This window comes from Enterovibrio norvegicus DSM 15893 (genome assembly GCF_900115495.1).
GTDB lineage: Bacteria > Pseudomonadota > Gammaproteobacteria > Enterobacterales > Vibrionaceae > Enterovibrio > Enterovibrio norvegicus.
Map to the genome: position 1 here is coordinate 55768 of NZ_FOWR01000020.1, position 17482 is coordinate 73249.

12 protein-coding genes and 1 riboswitch are annotated in these 17482 nt (G+C 47.5%); of the genes, 3 read left to right on the top strand and 9 right to left on the bottom strand.

Annotated features, from left to right (window positions below):
* Positions 1–223: 223 nt before the first annotated feature.
* The gene (gene ptsP, locus BM082_RS13875) at positions 224–2704 is read right to left on the bottom strand and encodes a phosphoenolpyruvate--protein phosphotransferase (protein WP_074927358.1); all 2481 of its coding nucleotides are present in this window, start codon (positions 2702–2704) and stop codon (positions 224–226) included.
* 5 nt (positions 2705–2709) lie between these two features.
* Entirely contained in the window at positions 2710–3006 is a 297-nt protein-coding gene (locus tag BM082_RS13880) for a PTS fructose transporter subunit IIB (RefSeq protein ID WP_026024905.1), read from the bottom strand.
* Between the two features lie 480 nt (positions 3007–3486).
* On the opposite strand from BM082_RS13880, the gene BM082_RS13885 reads away from it, so the two are divergent.
* Positions 3487–5691, top strand: coding sequence for an EAL domain-containing protein (locus BM082_RS13885; RefSeq protein ID WP_074927360.1), 2205 nt, complete (start codon positions 3487–3489; stop codon positions 5689–5691).
* 123 nt (positions 5692–5814) lie between these two features.
* On the opposite strand, the gene thiE is transcribed toward BM082_RS13885, so the two are convergent.
* From thiE to BM082_RS24965, 4 genes are all read right to left on the bottom strand, one after another.
* Complete coding sequence (thiE, locus tag BM082_RS13890) at positions 5815–6489, bottom strand: thiamine phosphate synthase (RefSeq protein ID WP_074927362.1); 675 nt, start codon at positions 6487–6489, stop codon at positions 5815–5817.
* Between the two features lies 1 nt (position 6490).
* Positions 6491–7333, bottom strand: coding sequence for a hydroxyethylthiazole kinase (gene thiM / locus BM082_RS13895; RefSeq protein WP_074927364.1), 843 nt, complete (start codon positions 7331–7333; stop codon positions 6491–6493).
* Positions 7334–7389: 56 nt separating this feature from the next.
* Positions 7390–8238: a bifunctional hydroxymethylpyrimidine kinase/phosphomethylpyrimidine kinase gene (gene thiD / locus BM082_RS13900; RefSeq protein WP_074927366.1), complete on the bottom strand. Its 849-nt coding sequence runs from the start codon at positions 8236–8238 to the stop codon at positions 7390–7392.
* Between the two features lie 70 nt (positions 8239–8308).
* Positions 8309–8426, bottom strand: a riboswitch (TPP riboswitch).
* A gap of 69 nt (positions 8427–8495) precedes the next feature.
* Entirely contained in the window at positions 8496–8672 is a 177-nt protein-coding gene (locus tag BM082_RS24965; RefSeq protein WP_159435495.1) for a hypothetical protein, read from the bottom strand.
* Positions 8673–8871: 199 nt separating this feature from the next.
* Here BM082_RS24965 and BM082_RS13905 point away from each other — a divergent pair, with 199 nt between their 5' ends.
* Positions 8872–10251 (top strand): MATE family efflux transporter, encoded by a 1380-nt coding sequence (locus tag BM082_RS13905; RefSeq protein WP_074927368.1) that lies wholly within the window; start codon positions 8872–8874, stop codon positions 10249–10251.
* Positions 10252–10289: 38 nt separating this feature from the next.
* On the opposite strand, the gene BM082_RS13910 is transcribed toward BM082_RS13905, so the two are convergent.
* Entirely contained in the window at positions 10290–11456 is a 1167-nt protein-coding gene (locus tag BM082_RS13910) for a nucleotide sugar dehydrogenase (RefSeq protein WP_074927370.1), read from the bottom strand.
* A 1011-nt stretch (positions 11457–12467) separates the two neighbouring features.
* On the opposite strand from BM082_RS13910, the gene BM082_RS13920 reads away from it, so the two are divergent.
* A complete protein-coding gene (locus BM082_RS13920; protein WP_074927372.1) occupies positions 12468–15014 on the top strand; it encodes a hypothetical protein in 2547 nt (848 codons plus the stop codon).
* Between the two features lie 106 nt (positions 15015–15120).
* On the opposite strand, the gene galE is transcribed toward BM082_RS13920, so the two are convergent.
* Together galE and wecA are read right to left on the bottom strand one after the other, a co-directional pair.
* Positions 15121–16137: a UDP-glucose 4-epimerase GalE gene (gene galE / locus BM082_RS13925; protein ID WP_074927374.1), complete on the bottom strand. Its 1017-nt coding sequence runs from the start codon at positions 16135–16137 to the stop codon at positions 15121–15123.
* Positions 16138–16375: 238 nt separating this feature from the next.
* The gene (gene wecA, locus BM082_RS13930; RefSeq protein WP_074927376.1) at positions 16376–17455 is read right to left on the bottom strand and encodes a UDP-N-acetylglucosamine--undecaprenyl-phosphate N-acetylglucosaminephosphotransferase; all 1080 of its coding nucleotides are present in this window, start codon (positions 17453–17455) and stop codon (positions 16376–16378) included.
* Between the last annotated feature and the right edge of the window lie 27 nt (positions 17456–17482).

Sequence of the window (17482 nt, forward strand, 5' to 3'; positions counted from 1 at the left end):
ACGTTTTTTGGATATAAAAAACCGCCCGACACTTAAACATGTCCACATTGCTTAAATACCTATTAGGCGGCTTGTATTATTTTTTATTTATTCACTTTTAATTCATCAGTAGTCCAACAACAGACAAAGCAAGTGCACAAGGCGCTAACTTGATGTTCATTCTTCTACCTTTTTTAAAAAAGGTGCCGCAGGGGGATGCAGCACCTGAAATCGTAATGGGGTATTACAAAGAAAGCTCAGACTGCAGGTAGCCGATGATTTCAGCTTCCGTCGTCATTGTTTTTAGGGTGTTGCGGAAAGATTCGTGGATAAGTTTGCGCGCAAGGCCAGAGAAAATGCGCATGTGCTGGTCGCCTTGGTTTTTATTTAGCGTCAGCATGATGACAAATTCGACCGCGCCATCTTCGTCGTCGCTCCAAATCACAGGCTTGTTCAAGCGAGCGATAGAGATGGACGAATGCGCAATGTTGTCTGATTTAGTGTGTGGGATAGCAAAGCCATTGCCAAGGCCGGTGGTGAACACAGACTCACGCGCCCAGATATCCGCTTCTAGCTCATTCACCACGTGAGTACGACCGCGAACACCTAGGTTGCCCACCAGCGTTTGAATCGCTTCTTCTTTGCTGTTGAAGTCGCAATCTAGTAGCACGCATTCAACGTCTAGCAGTGGCTTGTCTTCTTGAGATTGTGCGAACGCTTCTAGCAAAGCTTCTACGTCGGCAATCGTCGCGCAATCACACGCTTCATTGAACAGCGCTTTACACGCTTCGCTGTCGAACTGGCGAAGTGCCGCTTTGGTTGGAGCAATGCTTGGCGCCGCCATGCTTAGCTCGTTCAAGCCAGCACCCACCAACAATGGCAGCACTTTCTTGTTCGCGCCTAGCTCACCACACAGGCCAACCCACTTATCGTGCGCTTGCGCACCAGAGACCACCGCGCGAAGTAGACGCAGGAATGACGGCGCAAGGCTATTGTAAAGCTTGGCAACGTTGTCGTTATCACGGTCAACCGCCAGCAGGTATTGGGTCATGTCGTTTGAACCAATGCTGAAGAAGTCCACTTCTTTACAGAACTGATCCATGATGAACGCCACCGATGGAATTTCTACCATGATGCCAAGCTCAATCTCACCGAATGGTGTGTTGTCGCTTACCAACTCCGCTTTCACAATCTCTAGCTGTGCTTTCACCCAACGGATTTCTTCGATGCTTTGAATCATCGGGATCATCACTTTGGTGTGACCGTATTGCGCCGCACGCAAAATCGCACGAAGTTGAGTGTGGAACAACGCGAGGAATTGTGGGTAGATACGCACCGCACGGTAACCCAAAAACGGGTTGTGCTCGTGTGGCAGGTTCAAGTAATCCAGCGGCTTGTCACCACCGATATCCATGGTGCGGATAATCACAGCTTTGTCGCCCGCGGCTTCCAGCACTTCTTTGTACGCGTCAAACTGCTCTTGTTCGTCAGGTGCCGTGCTGCGATCCATGAACAGCATTTCAGTGCGGAACAGACCAATGCCTTCTGCGCCTTTCGCAAACGCGGACTCCGCTTCTACGGTACACGCGATGTTTGCTGCGATTTCAATCTTGTGACCGTCTTTGGTCTGCGCTTGTAGGTTCAGGTATTCGCTTTCAGCGGCTTTTACTTGCTCTGCCAACCACATCGCACGTTCAAAGTAAGTCGCCACTGCATCAGAAGGGGCAAGTGCCACGATGCCAAGGCCACCATCGACAAACAAGGTTTCGCCTTCGTGCTTCGCGCATGCGTCGATTTCAACACCAGAGACTGCAGGGATGTTGAATGCGCGCGCCAGAATGACGGTGTGCGAAGTAGAGCCCGCTTGCGTCAGGATTAGGCCTTGCAGGAATTCACGGTCTAGACCCAAGAACTGGCTTGGCGTTAAGTCGTTCGCAATCACGATTGACGGTTCAGTCAATGTGAAGTCTGTTGATACTTCAACGTGCGGGTGTGCGGTCATCAGCAATTGCAATGCGATGTCTTTAATGTCCAGCACACGCTCTTTCAGGTATGCCGAAGACGATTGCATCAAGGTTTCAGTGATTGCCGCAACGGTCAGAAGAATCGCTTTCGCCAGCGACTCACCGTTCGACACAAAAGCCGACACTTTTTCATTCAGGGTTTCATCGTTCAAGATACCCAAATGCGCCTTGATGATTTCTTTTTCTTGGCCGCTCGCCAGTTCAGCCTTATCAATCAGCGTTTCAGTCACTTGTTGCTTCGCTTGTTCGAAAGTCAGCGATGCAATTTCTTGCTCGAACACGGACAATTCGATGTCGTTGTAACGAATCAATTTACCCTTCGCGATACCTGCAGACAGACGCTTCGCACGGATAAGGGTTGGGTTATGGTTCATCAGTGATTGTGGCAGGGTCACATCACCCTCATCCATCACTACGATTTCTTCATCACAAAGCGGGAATTCTTCACGCAGGTAGGTCGCCAGCACATCAAATGCCGCTTCTGCGTCATCACCTTCAATGATCAATGAGCACGGGTCATTCAGTAGGGTGTCAGTTCCCACCAGTGAAAGCACACTCTTCGCAGAACCAGAGTTCTCGTTACGCAGGTTTTTCAGCGTGATGTCGCTGCTAAATTGACGGCAAACCGCTTCAAGATGGTTTGCTGGGCGAGCGTGAATACCGTTTGGCAGTTCACAGGTAAAGGCGACTTCTTTTTTCATTGTGTTCACTTAAATTTTTTCAAAAGAGATAGGGGGTGATTGATGGCATCTTGCACGGAAACGATGGTGGGATTTTTCCCTTCATAGCGATCGCTTTCTGCCGGGCTAATTTCAGTGGCCAACAATATAAAATCTGCAGAATCAAACTCGCGTTTGGAGATTTTGTTCTCAATACCCATCGCGCCTTGGGTTTCAACTTTGATGTTGATGGAGAGTGCTTTAGCGGCTTCGATGAGGCGATCTGCAGCCATGTAACAGTGGGCAATTCCGGTATGGCATGCAGTGATAGCGACGACGTTCATGTGCTCTACTTATCGTTTGATTCAGACAGGCTCATGCTAAGGGAGTATCAGGATTCCAGACAGATGAAATATCTCGCATTTACTGGACAAAAGTAGCCGTAAATTCATTGTGTGAATTCGGTCACCGAGTCAACACTGACTCACTATCTTGTTGAGAAATAAAGGTTGTGATCTTGGTTCACATATAGGGAGGTGACTGTGCTACGAAGGGTTGAACCCACAAACCACGGGAAATTCGCGATAAAAACGCCTGTTTATCTATGCAAACATTCCGCCATTTATCACGTATACAAGGCTGTAGAGCAATGAAAACAGTGTCTTAAAAATAATGCGCTTTCGTTTTTTTATTGCTGGATTCAACGCACCTCATTTCACATATAAGAAACTCGGCGTTTTACCCTGTTCAAGTGCGCAGACAACCCAGTGTTGGCATCGGAAACTGCTACGCTGCACAGATAGAAACTTGGATAAGGTCGACAGATGCTGCTCTCCACCCCATCTCCCCATACTGAAAAAGCAGCTCGCCGCTTCTTAAATAAACCACTGGTCTCTCAGTGCATTATTTTTGGTGTTTTATGGGCGAGTTATTACCTGTCTTCTTTTTTCGAAATTGAAGAGACTGGTTTTTTCGTCATCTCCTTTGTTAATGCGTTCATGGTGTCGGCGATTTTCTACTGGGGTATCGCTGCCATTCCAGCCATCATTTTGGCCATGCTGACCCACGGTTTTTTTGCCTCTGATTTGCGCTGGAACGAGGTGTTGCTCTTTTCCTGTATACTCCCCATTGCGCCTGCTTTAACCACCTTTGCCTATAATTATGTTACACACCGCATGAAACAGCGAAGCGTGCCGCTAAAAGCTGGCATCTATTTTTTCTTGTTTGCCATCGTGCTCCCCCTTCTCAATGCCTTGTTGTTGTTCCTTATTGCATCGTCGCCCATCATTCATGTGGATACGCCGTTTATTTTCTTTTCATCCATTAGCATCGAACTCACACACTTAGTGATCACGCCCTTGATGTATATCGCCTTAGTGTATGTGTTTAGAGGCTATGCCGATGCCAATATGCGGCTCGACAAGCAGTTATTCAACGCGAACCACCACCGTTGGACCTATTACCTTTGGCTGGGTCTTTCTCTGTCTCTCTCCGTGATTTCTTTGTTTATCCACTATTCTTTGCTGCTCTTTTCTATCTGTTTTTTCTTATTAATTTTGGTGTTCATGGGCATCGGACGATATGGTATTTTGCGACCGATGATCGTGGGTGCCATCGTTACCTTGGTCATGGTTTACGAAGCCGTGATTTGGGTGAACATCACCGATGACATCGACGAGAATTTCCTTGGCTTATTGGAGGTGTTAATACTCTTCTCTGTTCTCGCCTACATACAGGGTAGCGACAGCATTCGCAGATTCATGCTGAACCAAGAACAATTAAGAAAGGAGAGGATAGACCCCTATACCGGGCTGTATAATCTTGCGCAGTTGAAAGAGGATCTGTCACACATTGATAAGCCAGTGTTGATATATTTAGATTTAAAAACCACCATGCTCAACCTAACGGGTATTGGGCACACTGGGCAGGCACAATTTCTGCGCCAATTAACCAAGCATTTCTTTACGGCACAGCCGAGTATTCTTCGCTTTTATCGCCCTCCGTTTTCTGTCGGACTCATCTATGTCGAGCCGTTGAAACCTGACATGAATGACGACCTCGTTGCTATTAGTGACCTGTGCGATAGCTTTCAATTCTTTTGGCAAGGCACCTCCATTTCACTGTTTTCTCACACGCTGCATTGTTGCGAGCTCAGCAATAAAGACAAGGTGGAAGAAACCATTTCTGTCTTCTGCGACCAACCCACTTTTCATGACCACAAAATTCGTTGGTTTGACGACTCAGATTTGTCATCCCATAAGTTTCTAAGGCTTAATTCAGTGCAAAGAGCACTGCGAGAAAATCAGTTTGAATTGTATTGCCAGCCCTACCGCAACCTAAAAGATCCTGACGCTATCAGCAGCAGTTTTGAAGTGCTATTGCGCTTAAAACAGGTCAATGCAAACCCCCTCGAACCGGACGAATTCTTCCCCATGATTAACGAATTCGGATTAGAGTCTCAGTTAGACAAATGGGTTATCGCACACACCTTTGAAATGCTCGCCACCCAACTGAATGATTGGAACCTGGTGGATCGCTGCGCCATTAATCTCACGGCGAAGTCATTGGGCGACGAGGGGTTATCCGATTTTGTGATTCAAAAAGCCAACGAGTTTTCGATTCCGCTTTATAAAGTGTGTTTTGAAATCACCGAATCTTCTGCCATTGAAAATGAAACGCTCACCATTGAAACCGTACACGCGCTGAGAAAGGCGGGCTGCAAGATAGCGCTAGATGATTTCGGCACAGGGTATGCGAGCTTTTCTTACCTTCGCCGCATCCCTATCAATGTGCTGAAAATTGATGGCGAATTTGTGCGAAATCTTCCCACAAACGATGCCGACCAATTGATCGTTCAATCGGTGCAATTGCTGGCTGAAAATATGCAATTGACCACGGTAGCGGAATACGTCGAGACCGAAAATCACGCGCACATTCTGACGCATTTAGGGATAGATTTTGCGCAAGGATTTGGCATCGCCAAACCAACGCCATTGAGGGAGCATATTGGGGCGTTGAATGGGGAGTAACTAGGAACGAGATTTGAGATTTGAGATTTGAGATAGCGAGAATAGAGCAATAGAACCAAAAGCAAAAAAGAGAAACGAAGAACACAATTCTCCTCTGGTTCCTCTTATCTCTTATCTCGTCACTCAACTCTCATGATCTTCGGACGCATTCCGCTCCAATTGCTGAATCAGTGCTTTCGCCGCTTCTTTTGGCGAATCGGCGTGGCAAATCGCGGAGACCAATGCAATGCCTGACGCGCCGGTTGCGATAACATCATCCAAGTTAGACGCATTCAAACCGCCGATAGCAACAATGGGATACGCGCTTTGCTTTACCGCATGAGCAAGGCCATCAATGCCCCACTCTTTTTTGATGTTAGTTTTGGTTGGCGTGGCAAATATCGCGCTCAAGCCGAGGTAATCCACGGGCAAAGATTCTGCATCAACTAACTGCTGTTCAGTTTCTATGGACAGCCCAAGCAGCTTATTCTCGCCAATCAACGCCCTTGCGAACTCTGCTGGCATGTCCGATTGGCCAAGGTGGACACCATCTGCATCCACCGCAAGCGCCACATCCACACGGTCATTGATGATGAGAGGCACGCCTGTGCCAGCCAGAATGGCTTTCACTGCGGCGGCGCGGGCGATAAATTGGCGCACATCACCGCTTTTCTCGCGCACCTGTACCATGGTAACGCCACCCGCCACGGCATCTTTTACCACGCGTTTAAGCGTGTCGAGATCTTGATTATCGTCAGTCACCAGATACAAACGATAGGGGTTAGGGTTAGGGTTAGAAATTGAATTAGAGGTATTCATCCTAGCCTTCCGACCCAATGTTGACTGTCAGTCGCAAACGTTGCTTCAGGTTTTCTTCATCGAGTTGGTAAAGCACATCTAACAGATGCATTTGCAGACTGCCCGGCCCACTCGCCTTCTCTGCGGCCATCTCACCCGCCACTCCCATCACGGCAGCCGCCGCTAATCCAGACTTTTCACCCACGGCTGCAAACGCACCTGTTAACGCTGACAGCGAGCAGCCCATGCCTGTCACAAACGGCATCATTTGATGACCATTGTTTAGCGTAATATGGCCATCTCGCGTCACGACATAATCCGTTTCACCAGAAACGACGACCTGACAACGGTAGGTTTCAACCAAATACTTAGCGGCATCTAACGCTTTATCGCTGCTGTCTTGCGCATCGACGCCTTTGGTGTTGCCTTGATGTTGAATACCCGCCAACGCGATAATTTCAGAGGCGTTACCACGAATGATCAACGCATCGGCAAGGTGGGCGATTTGTCGCGAGGTTTCAGTGCGGAGCCTGCTCGCGCCACAGCCAACAGGATCAAGCACCACAATCTTGTTGTTCGCATTGGCGTGCTCCACCGCAAACAACATGCGCGGAACCCAAACGCTGTCTAACGTGCCGATATTAACCACCAGCGCCCCCGCGAATGACATCATCTCGGTCATTTCTTGCGTTGAATGCGCCATGATGGGCGACGCGCCAACCGCCAACAGTGCATTCGCGGTGTTGTTCATGACCACATAGTTAGTGATATTCACCACCAGCGGTTTAGCTTCTCGCACCGCGTTTAGTGCTGAAATGACGGTGTTTACCGCGTCTGTGTTTGTTTTTGGAATACCTGAATTCATAGTGCCTCCACTCGCATGACTAGTACTGTTTTCACTCAACGCATTTAACTCGCGCATTAGCGCCGTGCAGCATGACCTTCAAAGAAGTGATTCACTGGCCCGTGGCCTTTTCCGATGTTCAGTTCATCCGAATGCGCGATGGCTTGTGAGATATACGATTTGCCGAGAAACGCCGCGCGCTCAAGGTCATGTCCCTGCGCCAAATACGATGCAATGGCAGAAGACAGCGAACAGCCTGTGCCGTGCGTGTTTTTGGTATTGATGCGTTTGGCGCTGAGGGTTTCAACACGGTCGGACAAAATCAGTAGATCGTTACTGTTTTCGTCTTGTTCGAGATGCCCGCCTTTTAACAACACCGCTTTTGCACCGAGTAGTCGTAGGTCGTCGATCATGGCTTGCATGTCGGCTTCGCTTTTTGGCAACGGTTTGCCTGTCAACGCTGCACCCTCAGGTAAATTTGGTGTGATGATATCGGCAAGGGGAAGCAGTGCATTTTTGAGGGCGTGAATCGCGCTGTTTTCCAACAGAACGTCGCCGCTGGTTGCCACCATGACAGGATCAACCACCAGATATTGAGGCTGATACTGACGCAATTTGTCCGCCACCACCTTGATGATGTCGGCATCCGCCAACATGCCAATTTTCACCGCCACAATATTGAGGTCAGAAAACACCGCATCAAGCTGATGGCTAACGTGTTCAACGGGAATGGGAAAAATGGCAGATACGCCTTGCGTGTTCTGCGCGGTAATGGCGGTGATGACTGAACAGGCATAACCACCCGTGGCTGAAATGGCTTTAATATCGGCTTGAATACCCGCGCCACCACCACTGTCAGAGCCTGCAATGGTCAGTACAATCGGTGTAGAAGAAACAAGAGAAGAAGGTGTGTTTGGATTTGGCATCATTACGTTCCCAAACCAACGCACAGGAACAGAATCTCGCTGATGGAAGGAAAGCAGATGTGGAGCCGCAACCAGCGTGACAATAGTTCCCTACGTCAGTATTAACTGAATCAGGTTCAACGGGTCATGCATGCGTGTCTTTCGATTCGCACTGCACTCTCAGCCAATAGGCTCCCCGACTATCACCAAAATAATATCAAGTAACCCGAAAGAGTCCTAACGTATTCCACCATCGCTGTGAGATCTCGCTTAGATATTCAATTCAGGCAGTCACAGCTAAAATCTGAGAACCATTGGGATTGATGAAACTGATGCCCAATGCAAACACCCAACACCGAGAAATAACCCCTCCCAACCTCCCCTTCCTGCACTTCCTGCACTTCCTGCACTTCCTGCACTTCCTGCACTTCCTGCACTTCCTGCACTTCCTGCACATTCTGTTCTTTCCGCCCTTAAAATGCTCCTATATTATTGAAAAAATTAGATATAACCAATTATCAAAAACGCCCAAAGAGTATGAAAATTTAGTCTTAAACCTTGCTTGGTTACTGCTTGCTGACAACCTAGGTTTGCCTGATAATCGCCCCCGAAATCTCTTCCCTTTTTGCACCTCCCTCTCTGTAGGATCCAAGATTGAACACATTACTGACCTCACTTCGCACGCACTGCGATGCGCACTTTTTTGGCCGTTTGATCAGCATAGGTCTGCCTATTGCGCTGCAAACCATGCTGTTTTCCAGCCGAAGCTTGGTCGACATTTTGATGCTGGGTCAGCTTGGCGAAGCCGATGTCGCGGCCATTGGTGTGGCAGGTAAAGCCCTGTTCGTGGCCACCATCTTGATCTTTGGTGTTACCACAGGCGGTTCGATGCTGACGGCCCAATATTGGGGTGCTGGGAACATGGAAGGATTTCGCCGCAAAACCGCCCTCACCGTTGTCATGACATCGGCAGCTGCAAGCGTGTTTGCACTGGTCTTCTTGTTTATGGCCGATCAGGTGATGGGGCTTGCGACTAATGACCCCACGGTTATCGCCCTAGGCGCGGAATACTTACAAATTACAGGCATTGCGATGATCACCGTCGCCCTCGGCAGCAGTTTGTCTGTCTCGCTTCGTGCGATGAACAAACCCGCCATCAGTACATGGTTTAGCTTTGTGGGTATCAGCCTTAACATTGGTTTGAACTGGGTGCTCATCTTTGGTCACTTCGGGTTCCCTGCCATGGGCATTGCAGGTGCTGCTTGGGCGACCTTGATCAGCGGCATCGTCGAAGTAGGCTTGTTCTATTTATACGTATACCGCAAAAACTTGGCGGCGGCTTTTCACCTTCAACACATCGTTGAAGCCTTTGAGCCTGAGGGCATGAAACGCTTTATGTCCTTGTCACTGCCGACTGCCGCGAACCACCTGATTTGGTCGAGCGGTATCTTCGTCTACCACGCGATTTTAGGGCAAGCTGGCGTAGAAGGCTTAGCCGCCCTTTCTGTCATCACGCCGATTGAATCCTTCGCGCTTGCGTTGTTGATTGGCTTGTCGAACGCGGCCAGCGTCGTGATGGGAAATCAGCTCGGCGCTAACCGTTTAGATGTGGTGTATCCGCAAGCCTGGGGCATCGCGGTATTTAGCTTTGTTGGTGCCGTGCTTATCGCGGCAGTCATGCTGCTGGTCTGCCAACCTGTATTGAGTTTGTTCTCCGCGCTGTCGCCAAGCACCATGGCGCTAACCGAGAAATTCTATTGGGTGTTTGCAGGCATGCTGGTGTTGAAATCCGTGCCAATGAGCATGATTGTCGGCGTACTTCGCGCCGGTGGCGACATTCGTTACTGCCTATATCAAGACATCGCCGCCCAATGGATGATTGGCATCCCCATCGTCGCCTTCGCCGCGTTTGTATTAAAGCTGCCGCTCGAATGGGTTTACGCCCTGTTTGCCGTAGAAGAAGTCGTGAAATGGATAGGGTCGATTTACCGCGTGCGCGCGAAGGTGTGGATTAAAAATTTGGTGGGGGTGTAAGGCAAACGCTTTGGGAAAGGCGCTTTAGAGTAGCGCCTTTAATCTGAACCGAACAGGTCTCGTGTATACACCTTGAATGCGACATCTTCCAAGCAGTCATCCATGCGATTAGACACGATCACATCGGCACGGTCCTTAAAGGCATCAAGGTTAGAAACCACTTCAGAGTTATAGAGCTTGTCTTCATCCAACACAGGCTCATAAACAATGATTTCAATGCCTTTGGCTTTTAATCGCTTCATCACGCCCAAAATGGACGATGCACGAAAATTGTCAGAGCCCGATTTCATGATCAGCCGATAAATACCAACGACTCTCGGGGCTTTGTCCAATATCGCATTGGCAATAAAATCTTTGCGGGTTCGGTTCGCATCCACAATCGCGCCAATGATGTTATTGGGCACCGCTTGATAGTTCGCCAGCAATTGCTTGGTATCTTTCGGTAGGCAGTATCCACCATAACCGAACGAAGGGTTATTGTAATGGTCACCAATACGCGGGTCTAAACACACACCCTCTATGATTTCGCGAGATTCCAACCCAAGCGCTTCGGCATAAGAGTCCAGCTCATTGAAATACGCCACGCGCATCGCTAAATACGTGTTCGAAAACAGCTTCACTGCCTCTGCTTCCGTCGAATGAATATAAAGAACGGGCACGTCTTTTTGCTCGACGCCTTCAAGCAGAAGATCAGCGACCACTCTCGCGTTGTCGTTTTGAGCGCCCACAATAATGCGAGAAGGGTTTAGGTTATCTTGAAGGGCTTTTCCCTCACGTAAAAACTCGGGAGAGAAAATCAGGTTGTCTGTGCGGTAGGTAAGTTTTGCCGATTCCGTAAAGCCCACAGGAACGGTAGATTTGATGACGATAATCGCTTCAGCGTTAACGCGTGTAACGTTCTCTATCACCGCCTCTACCGAGGACGTATCGAAAAAATTGGTGTGAGGATCGTAGTCCGTTGGTGTCGCAACAAACACGATATCTGCCCAAGCATAGGCTTCATCGCCGTCTAGCGAAGCATAAAAAGCTAAGTCTTTATGGGCCAGAAAATGCTCGATGTCTTTGTCTGTGATTGGCGAGAGCCCATTGTTTAGCATCTCGACCTTTTCAGGGAGGATATCAACCGCAACCACCTGATTATTCTGCGCAAGCAGCATGGCATTAGACAACCCGACATAGCCTGTTCCTGCTACCGCTATCTTCATTCACACACCCTATAAAAAGAAAAATAAAAGCGCATCCAACTGCTTTTCGTTCCGCCTCTTGCAATAAGAAGCAAGGGCAAAATCTTTATTTATCTTAAATATAGGACATGAAGAAATTCTGACGTTTATTTTGAAGTTTGATGACGCTGGCGAAGAGAGAAAACAAGGAGGGAAAGTGGAAAAACAGAAAGCACCGCGAAGACATTTACAACCGCGTCACTCATGCTCCCTTCACGGCCTTGAACCCAATAGGTTTGGGCAAGCTCTGAACTCATCCCAAGAAAACGAGAAGGCTCCAAGCTACAATTCTAGGTGTTGGCTTAAAGATGTAAGCAAGCCATCCGCAAAAGTGAAACAGCGCGAAGTGGAAAAGCAGATCGCCATAGCCGAAGAAAAAGTGCCTACCTTCGATATTGAATACAGAAGGCCCTATTCCCGTAAATAGAGAACCCACGCTGACAATCACGATAAGTAGTGCGAAGACGTGCAAGGCAATAGATAACGGCGATTGTTTCACTAAGTCAATCTCGTCAAAACCACATCCAAAGCGCCTTCATTGTCAGTCAAAGCAAAGAAACGCCGCATTAATCACTCAACAGTGGTCATGCTACTACACCACCAAAATAAAGGCATCGGGATGGAAACCATCACATTGACAGATTAGGCACACAGGATTCATCGCCGACATACACGGTTGCCGCTTATGCTTTATTGCGTGCAGAGTCTGTTCCTCAGATCAACCGTCAAATGATCAATATCAATTGATAAAATAAACAAACATTATCCAACGGATTACAAAAAATGATTGGTTTTAAACACCCAGCAACATCTTTGAAGCATTCTATTTCATAAAAAAATAGCCAGATTTAACAAATCACAACTTTGATAATAGTAGTACATCTCAATAATGAGATTTCACAGTTACGGTAGCCACTAAGTTTTCAGACACTTTGTTCGATTTTAAAAACATCACTTCGATAAGAACGAAGCAACTTTAGTTGGGAACAAAGTATGAAACTGAAAAGGACACTCTTAGCAACTGCAATTGCTCTATCCCTCGCCGCTTGTGGCGGTGACTCATCCTCTTCCACCAGTGGTTCAACGCCAGAGCCAACTCAAACTAACCTGAGCGGTAAAGCGGCTGATGGTTATCTGCAAAACGCGAACGTATGTCTAGATATCAATCAGAACAAAGCCTGTGACAGCGATGAGCCAACGGCGACAACGGATGAAAATGGTGCTTTCTCTATAGAAGCGACGCAGGCGCATATTGATTCGGCGCCACTTTTGGTCAACGTTATTCCAGGAACCACGACGGATTCAGATCAGCCAGGGGTAGCCATTGACAAAGGCTATACGTTAAGCGCGCCTTCGGCTTTCAATTTTGTGAGCCCAATGACCACCCTAATTCAAAATGAAATCGAAAAAGGGGCGACGATTGAAGAGTCAGTTGCTCAAATTCAAACAAAGTTAGGGACTGATCTCGATGTCACCGCAGACTACATTGCAGGAAAAAGTGACGTTACAAATCAAGCAGAGTTTGAACGTCTACATAAAATTGCTCAAGTCACTGCACGTGTTATTGCTTCTAAGCTTGATGAGCTAAAAGATGACGCATTGAATAACGGCGTTTCTAACGTCGATCTCATCAATGTGATTAACGAAGAAGTCACCAAGTCACTCTCAGATATCGTTTCTGACGTGACTTTAGCAGGCAATGGTTTTGATCCTGATACCGTCGCAGACTCGGCGAAGGACAAGATTGACCTGTCAGCTTCAAACATGAAAGACAAGATTGATACCAATAATGCAGACCGTCATTCAGCCTCGACACGTCTCGCGACACTGATTGAGTCAGAAGGATTACTTTGGATTGGAAGTGAACAAGAAGATGATCAAATCCAATTGCAGTATGGAACCCTCACGTCAGCCAATGACGGTAATCTTATCGATCAAGAGTACGCGTCGACCCCAGATTTTGGTGATTTCGAATTGAATGAGGGTGGCAGTCACCGACAACGTATATTGAACGCCCAAGGCTGGGACATTGCAGATGACACCATCATAAGCATTGAATCACGCGAAGATGGCAGTGCGGTGCTCGTTACTCGCACACCAGAACTGTCAATGAATGTGAAAACGAGCAAAGTGGATGTCTCTGACCTTCGTGTTACCAGTATTGTTTCAAAGACCGCAGATAATACGTCTGGTGCTTGGGAATCTATGTTATCGCCAGGTTTGACATTCCCAACAAATACATTTGCTTATAAGCTGAAAATATCTGAGATTACCGACGCTTACTTCAGCTTTAATGAAGGTGATTGGTGTACGGATGAGCAAAAACAAGCCCGAGGCGGAATGTGTAATTCCGTGTATGTTGAGGGCGCGCCGACGTTAGCACAAACACTTGGTGATTTGATTTCTCCAAACTCAGGCACATCCGTGAATGGTATGGTGTCTATGGTTGGCATTCCGGGTGGTGCGATTATGGCCGAGTTGCAGAAAAATGGCAGAGTGAAGTATTACGAGTACCTTTTTTCCAATGGAGACATCCATCATATTGCGAACGGATACTGGCAAGATATTGATGCGTTCGGAAAGACCCTGCGAAAAATTGAGGCGCCAAATGCGGTTGTTCACCATGCCAACCGAGGCTGGAATAACTTCAATACCAATGATAACAGCGCATATTTTTCAGTCGTCGATGATTTTGTACGATTGATTTGGCAAGAACGTAGCAGCACATTTGATGAGTATGTGTTTGCATCAAGTCTTCTCCCTTTGTTTACAGATAACATCGTGTTGCCTTCTCCGACAACATTCGCGCAATGTATGGCAAGCTTACCCGATGCCAATCACACACAGAAAGTGGGCGATAAAATCACCTATCAAGTTGAAAAATCAGTGGCTTGGGAGAATGACAGTGCGCTAACAGATTATATCGAGACCTTCGAATATATGGGCAACGGTTTCTCATGGTTATCTGCGTACCCAAATATTTCAGACCTACCAGCATGGGTCGCAGCAACCGATGGCGCGTTAAACAAAACACTGTTTTCCGCGTTTTCTGTGGATGATGAGCTGCTCCATATGGAAGAATCCTTCCACGATGCTGCGTCATATTATGGTGAAGTTGGCTTGATTGCTGACGGGAGTTATGGCGGATGGGGAAGCGTAAGGGCGACACTGCCAGAAAATGCCGAGAAGCGTTTGAATACACCTATCTCATCTTCGTTTACTAAGGTAAAAATGGATGATTTAGTCTATCTCTCACGAGGAGATAGAGACGGCGATGGAACAACAGAAGGCGGATCGTTCAACGACCTGATCCTGACTCAGATTGATGTGACCGAAACCTACGAGGGTAAGTTTGATGTCGTCGTGCCTTTTGGCACTATCACAGCTTGCAAAGTGACAGAAAAAGTGCGCATTAACGGCAGTGACATCGAGGATGTTGACACACGTTGGTACACCAACCGAGGTATTGTACAGCAGAAAATCAATGCCCCTTCATGGGCACCTCAATATCATCGCTACGCCGTTTCCCTTCCGGAATAAGTTGGCTGGTTAGCGCCTCTTCGGAGGCGCTATTAGGTATATAAAGGGTTAATCAAACAAGCCCTTCTTTTCCTAGGACCTATCTTTTCCCCCTAAGACCTCGCGCTTACTTGTCCGGATACCCATTCGGGTTGTTAGACTGCCAGCGCCATGTATCAGCCACCATGTCATCTAACGAATGCGTCGCTTCCCAGCCGAGTTCAGCGCGTGCTTTTGCAGGGTCAGCCCAGCATTCCGCGATATCACCCGGGCGACGCGGCGCAATCTTGTACGCAATTTCTTTGCCACTCGCTTCGCTAAACGCGGCAACCATTTCCAGTACGCTTTTACCGTCGCCCGTGCCAAGGTTATAAATGTGCAGACCTGCTTTTGGTCCCACTTTGTCTAGCGCCGCCAAGTGGCCGTTCGCCAAGTCGACAACGTGAATATAATCACGCACACCGCTGCCATCTGGCGTTGGGTAGTCATCACCAAACACAGACAAAAACTCACGACGGCCAACAGCAACTTGAGAGATAAACGGCATGAGGTTGTTCGGAATGCCTTGCGGATCTTCACCCATCTCACCAGATTTGTGCGATCCAACCGGGTTGAAGTAACGCAGCAGCGTAATGCTCCAATCAGGGTTTGCTTTGTGGAAGTCTGTTAAACACTCTTCCACCATCAACTTGCTGCGGCCATAAGGGTTAGTCGCAGAAGTAGGGAAATCTTCACGAATTGGCACAGACGCAGGGTCGCCATACACAGTTGCAGAAGAACTAAAGATAATCGACTTCACACCGGCATCACGCATGGCATCAACCAGCACCAGCGTGCCGTTTACATTGTTGTCGTAATATTCCAGCGGCTTCTCAACCGACTCACCCACGGCCTTTAAGCCCGCAAAGTGGATCACTGCGTCGACGCTTTCCTTTGCAAACACAGACGCCAAAAACGCTTTGTCGCGAATGTCACCTTGATAGAAGGTTGGCTTTTTGCCCGTCAGCGTTTCAATGCGATCAAGCACCGCGAGTTTGCTGTTATGAAGATTATCGACAAGGATAGGGTTCAAACCTGCTTCGATCATTTGAACACAGGTATGGCTGCCGATGTAGCCAACGCCACCGGTAACGAGTACGTTCATAGTAATTCCTGATTGGATTGTAATTATACGCACGCGCCAAGCGCGTGCTGATTCCATTAACAAAGATTATATACCCAAAGAAGGTCAAGATGCAGAGCAACTTACCCACTCAGGCCATGTCACTGTGACCCTTCTTCAAGTGGGTTTTGTTGCCCCAAAACCAAGAAAGGCGATGGTTTCCCATCGCCTTTCTCAGTCACATCTTTGCCCTATTCGCCTGATACCCGTCTCACTCGCGTTAGGCGACCTCTTCGAACAGAGCCGATTTACCCATCAAGGCCCTGACTTTTGTGGTGATACGGAAAATGTGGCTAATCACCGAGAAGTAAACCGCAAACAGCACCAAGAAAGCCATAAACATGATGGTTTCGCTGACCGCATAAAGCTCACCGAAAACACCTATTGCAGCGAAGAACGACGCCAGAGAACAAATGAACACCAAGGTCATACGAGACGATAAGCCAACACGTTGGCAAATGTGGTGCAGATGTTCACGGTCTGGTTTACATGGTGACTGACCTTTACGCACACGACGCACCATAATGGTCGTCATGTCCATTAAGGGTAATGCAATAAACCATAACGCGGCTACAGGGCGAATCGCATCGATATGATCGTTTTGAGACGCGCGGATAAGAAACCAAACGACAGTAAAGCCGATTAACATACTACCGGCGTCGCCCATAAAAATCTTAAATCGCTGACCAAGCGGGATCCCAAGGTTCAATAAGATGTAGGGGATTAAAGCAGCAATAAACATGACACAATTCATCGCAATAGAAGTATCACCGTTTAGCCAAAACATAATCGCTAGTGCAGCAAATGAGACGGACGCTAGCCCACCTAAAAGTCCATCGATACCATCGACCATGTTAAAAGCATTTATTGCACCAATAATTGCAAGTACCGATATGGAATAACTTGCCCACATTGGGAGTTCTAAGAAAGTATCGCCAGCAATGCCACCTAAGCTATCTAGACTCAAATCACTATAAGTTATCACGCACAATGAAAGTATAACTTGGGCTAACAGCCTAAACTTATAACTAATATCATATTTGTCATCCAGCATACCTATAAATATCAAAATCCATCCAACATTCAGATATATCCCCTCACCAAAAGACTCTGAAGCGAAAATCTGAGAAGATAAATAGATAGCAGTAAAAACAGCCAAACCTCCAATAACAGGAATCTCACCGACATGCTGCTTACAAGTGCTTGGTTTATCAACAAGGCCAATATTCTTGGCTAATTTTCTAAATATGAAAAGAAGAAAAAAAGACAGTAAAAAAGATGCAATTATTGAAGTAAACATCATTACCCTAAAAGTAAATATTGAATA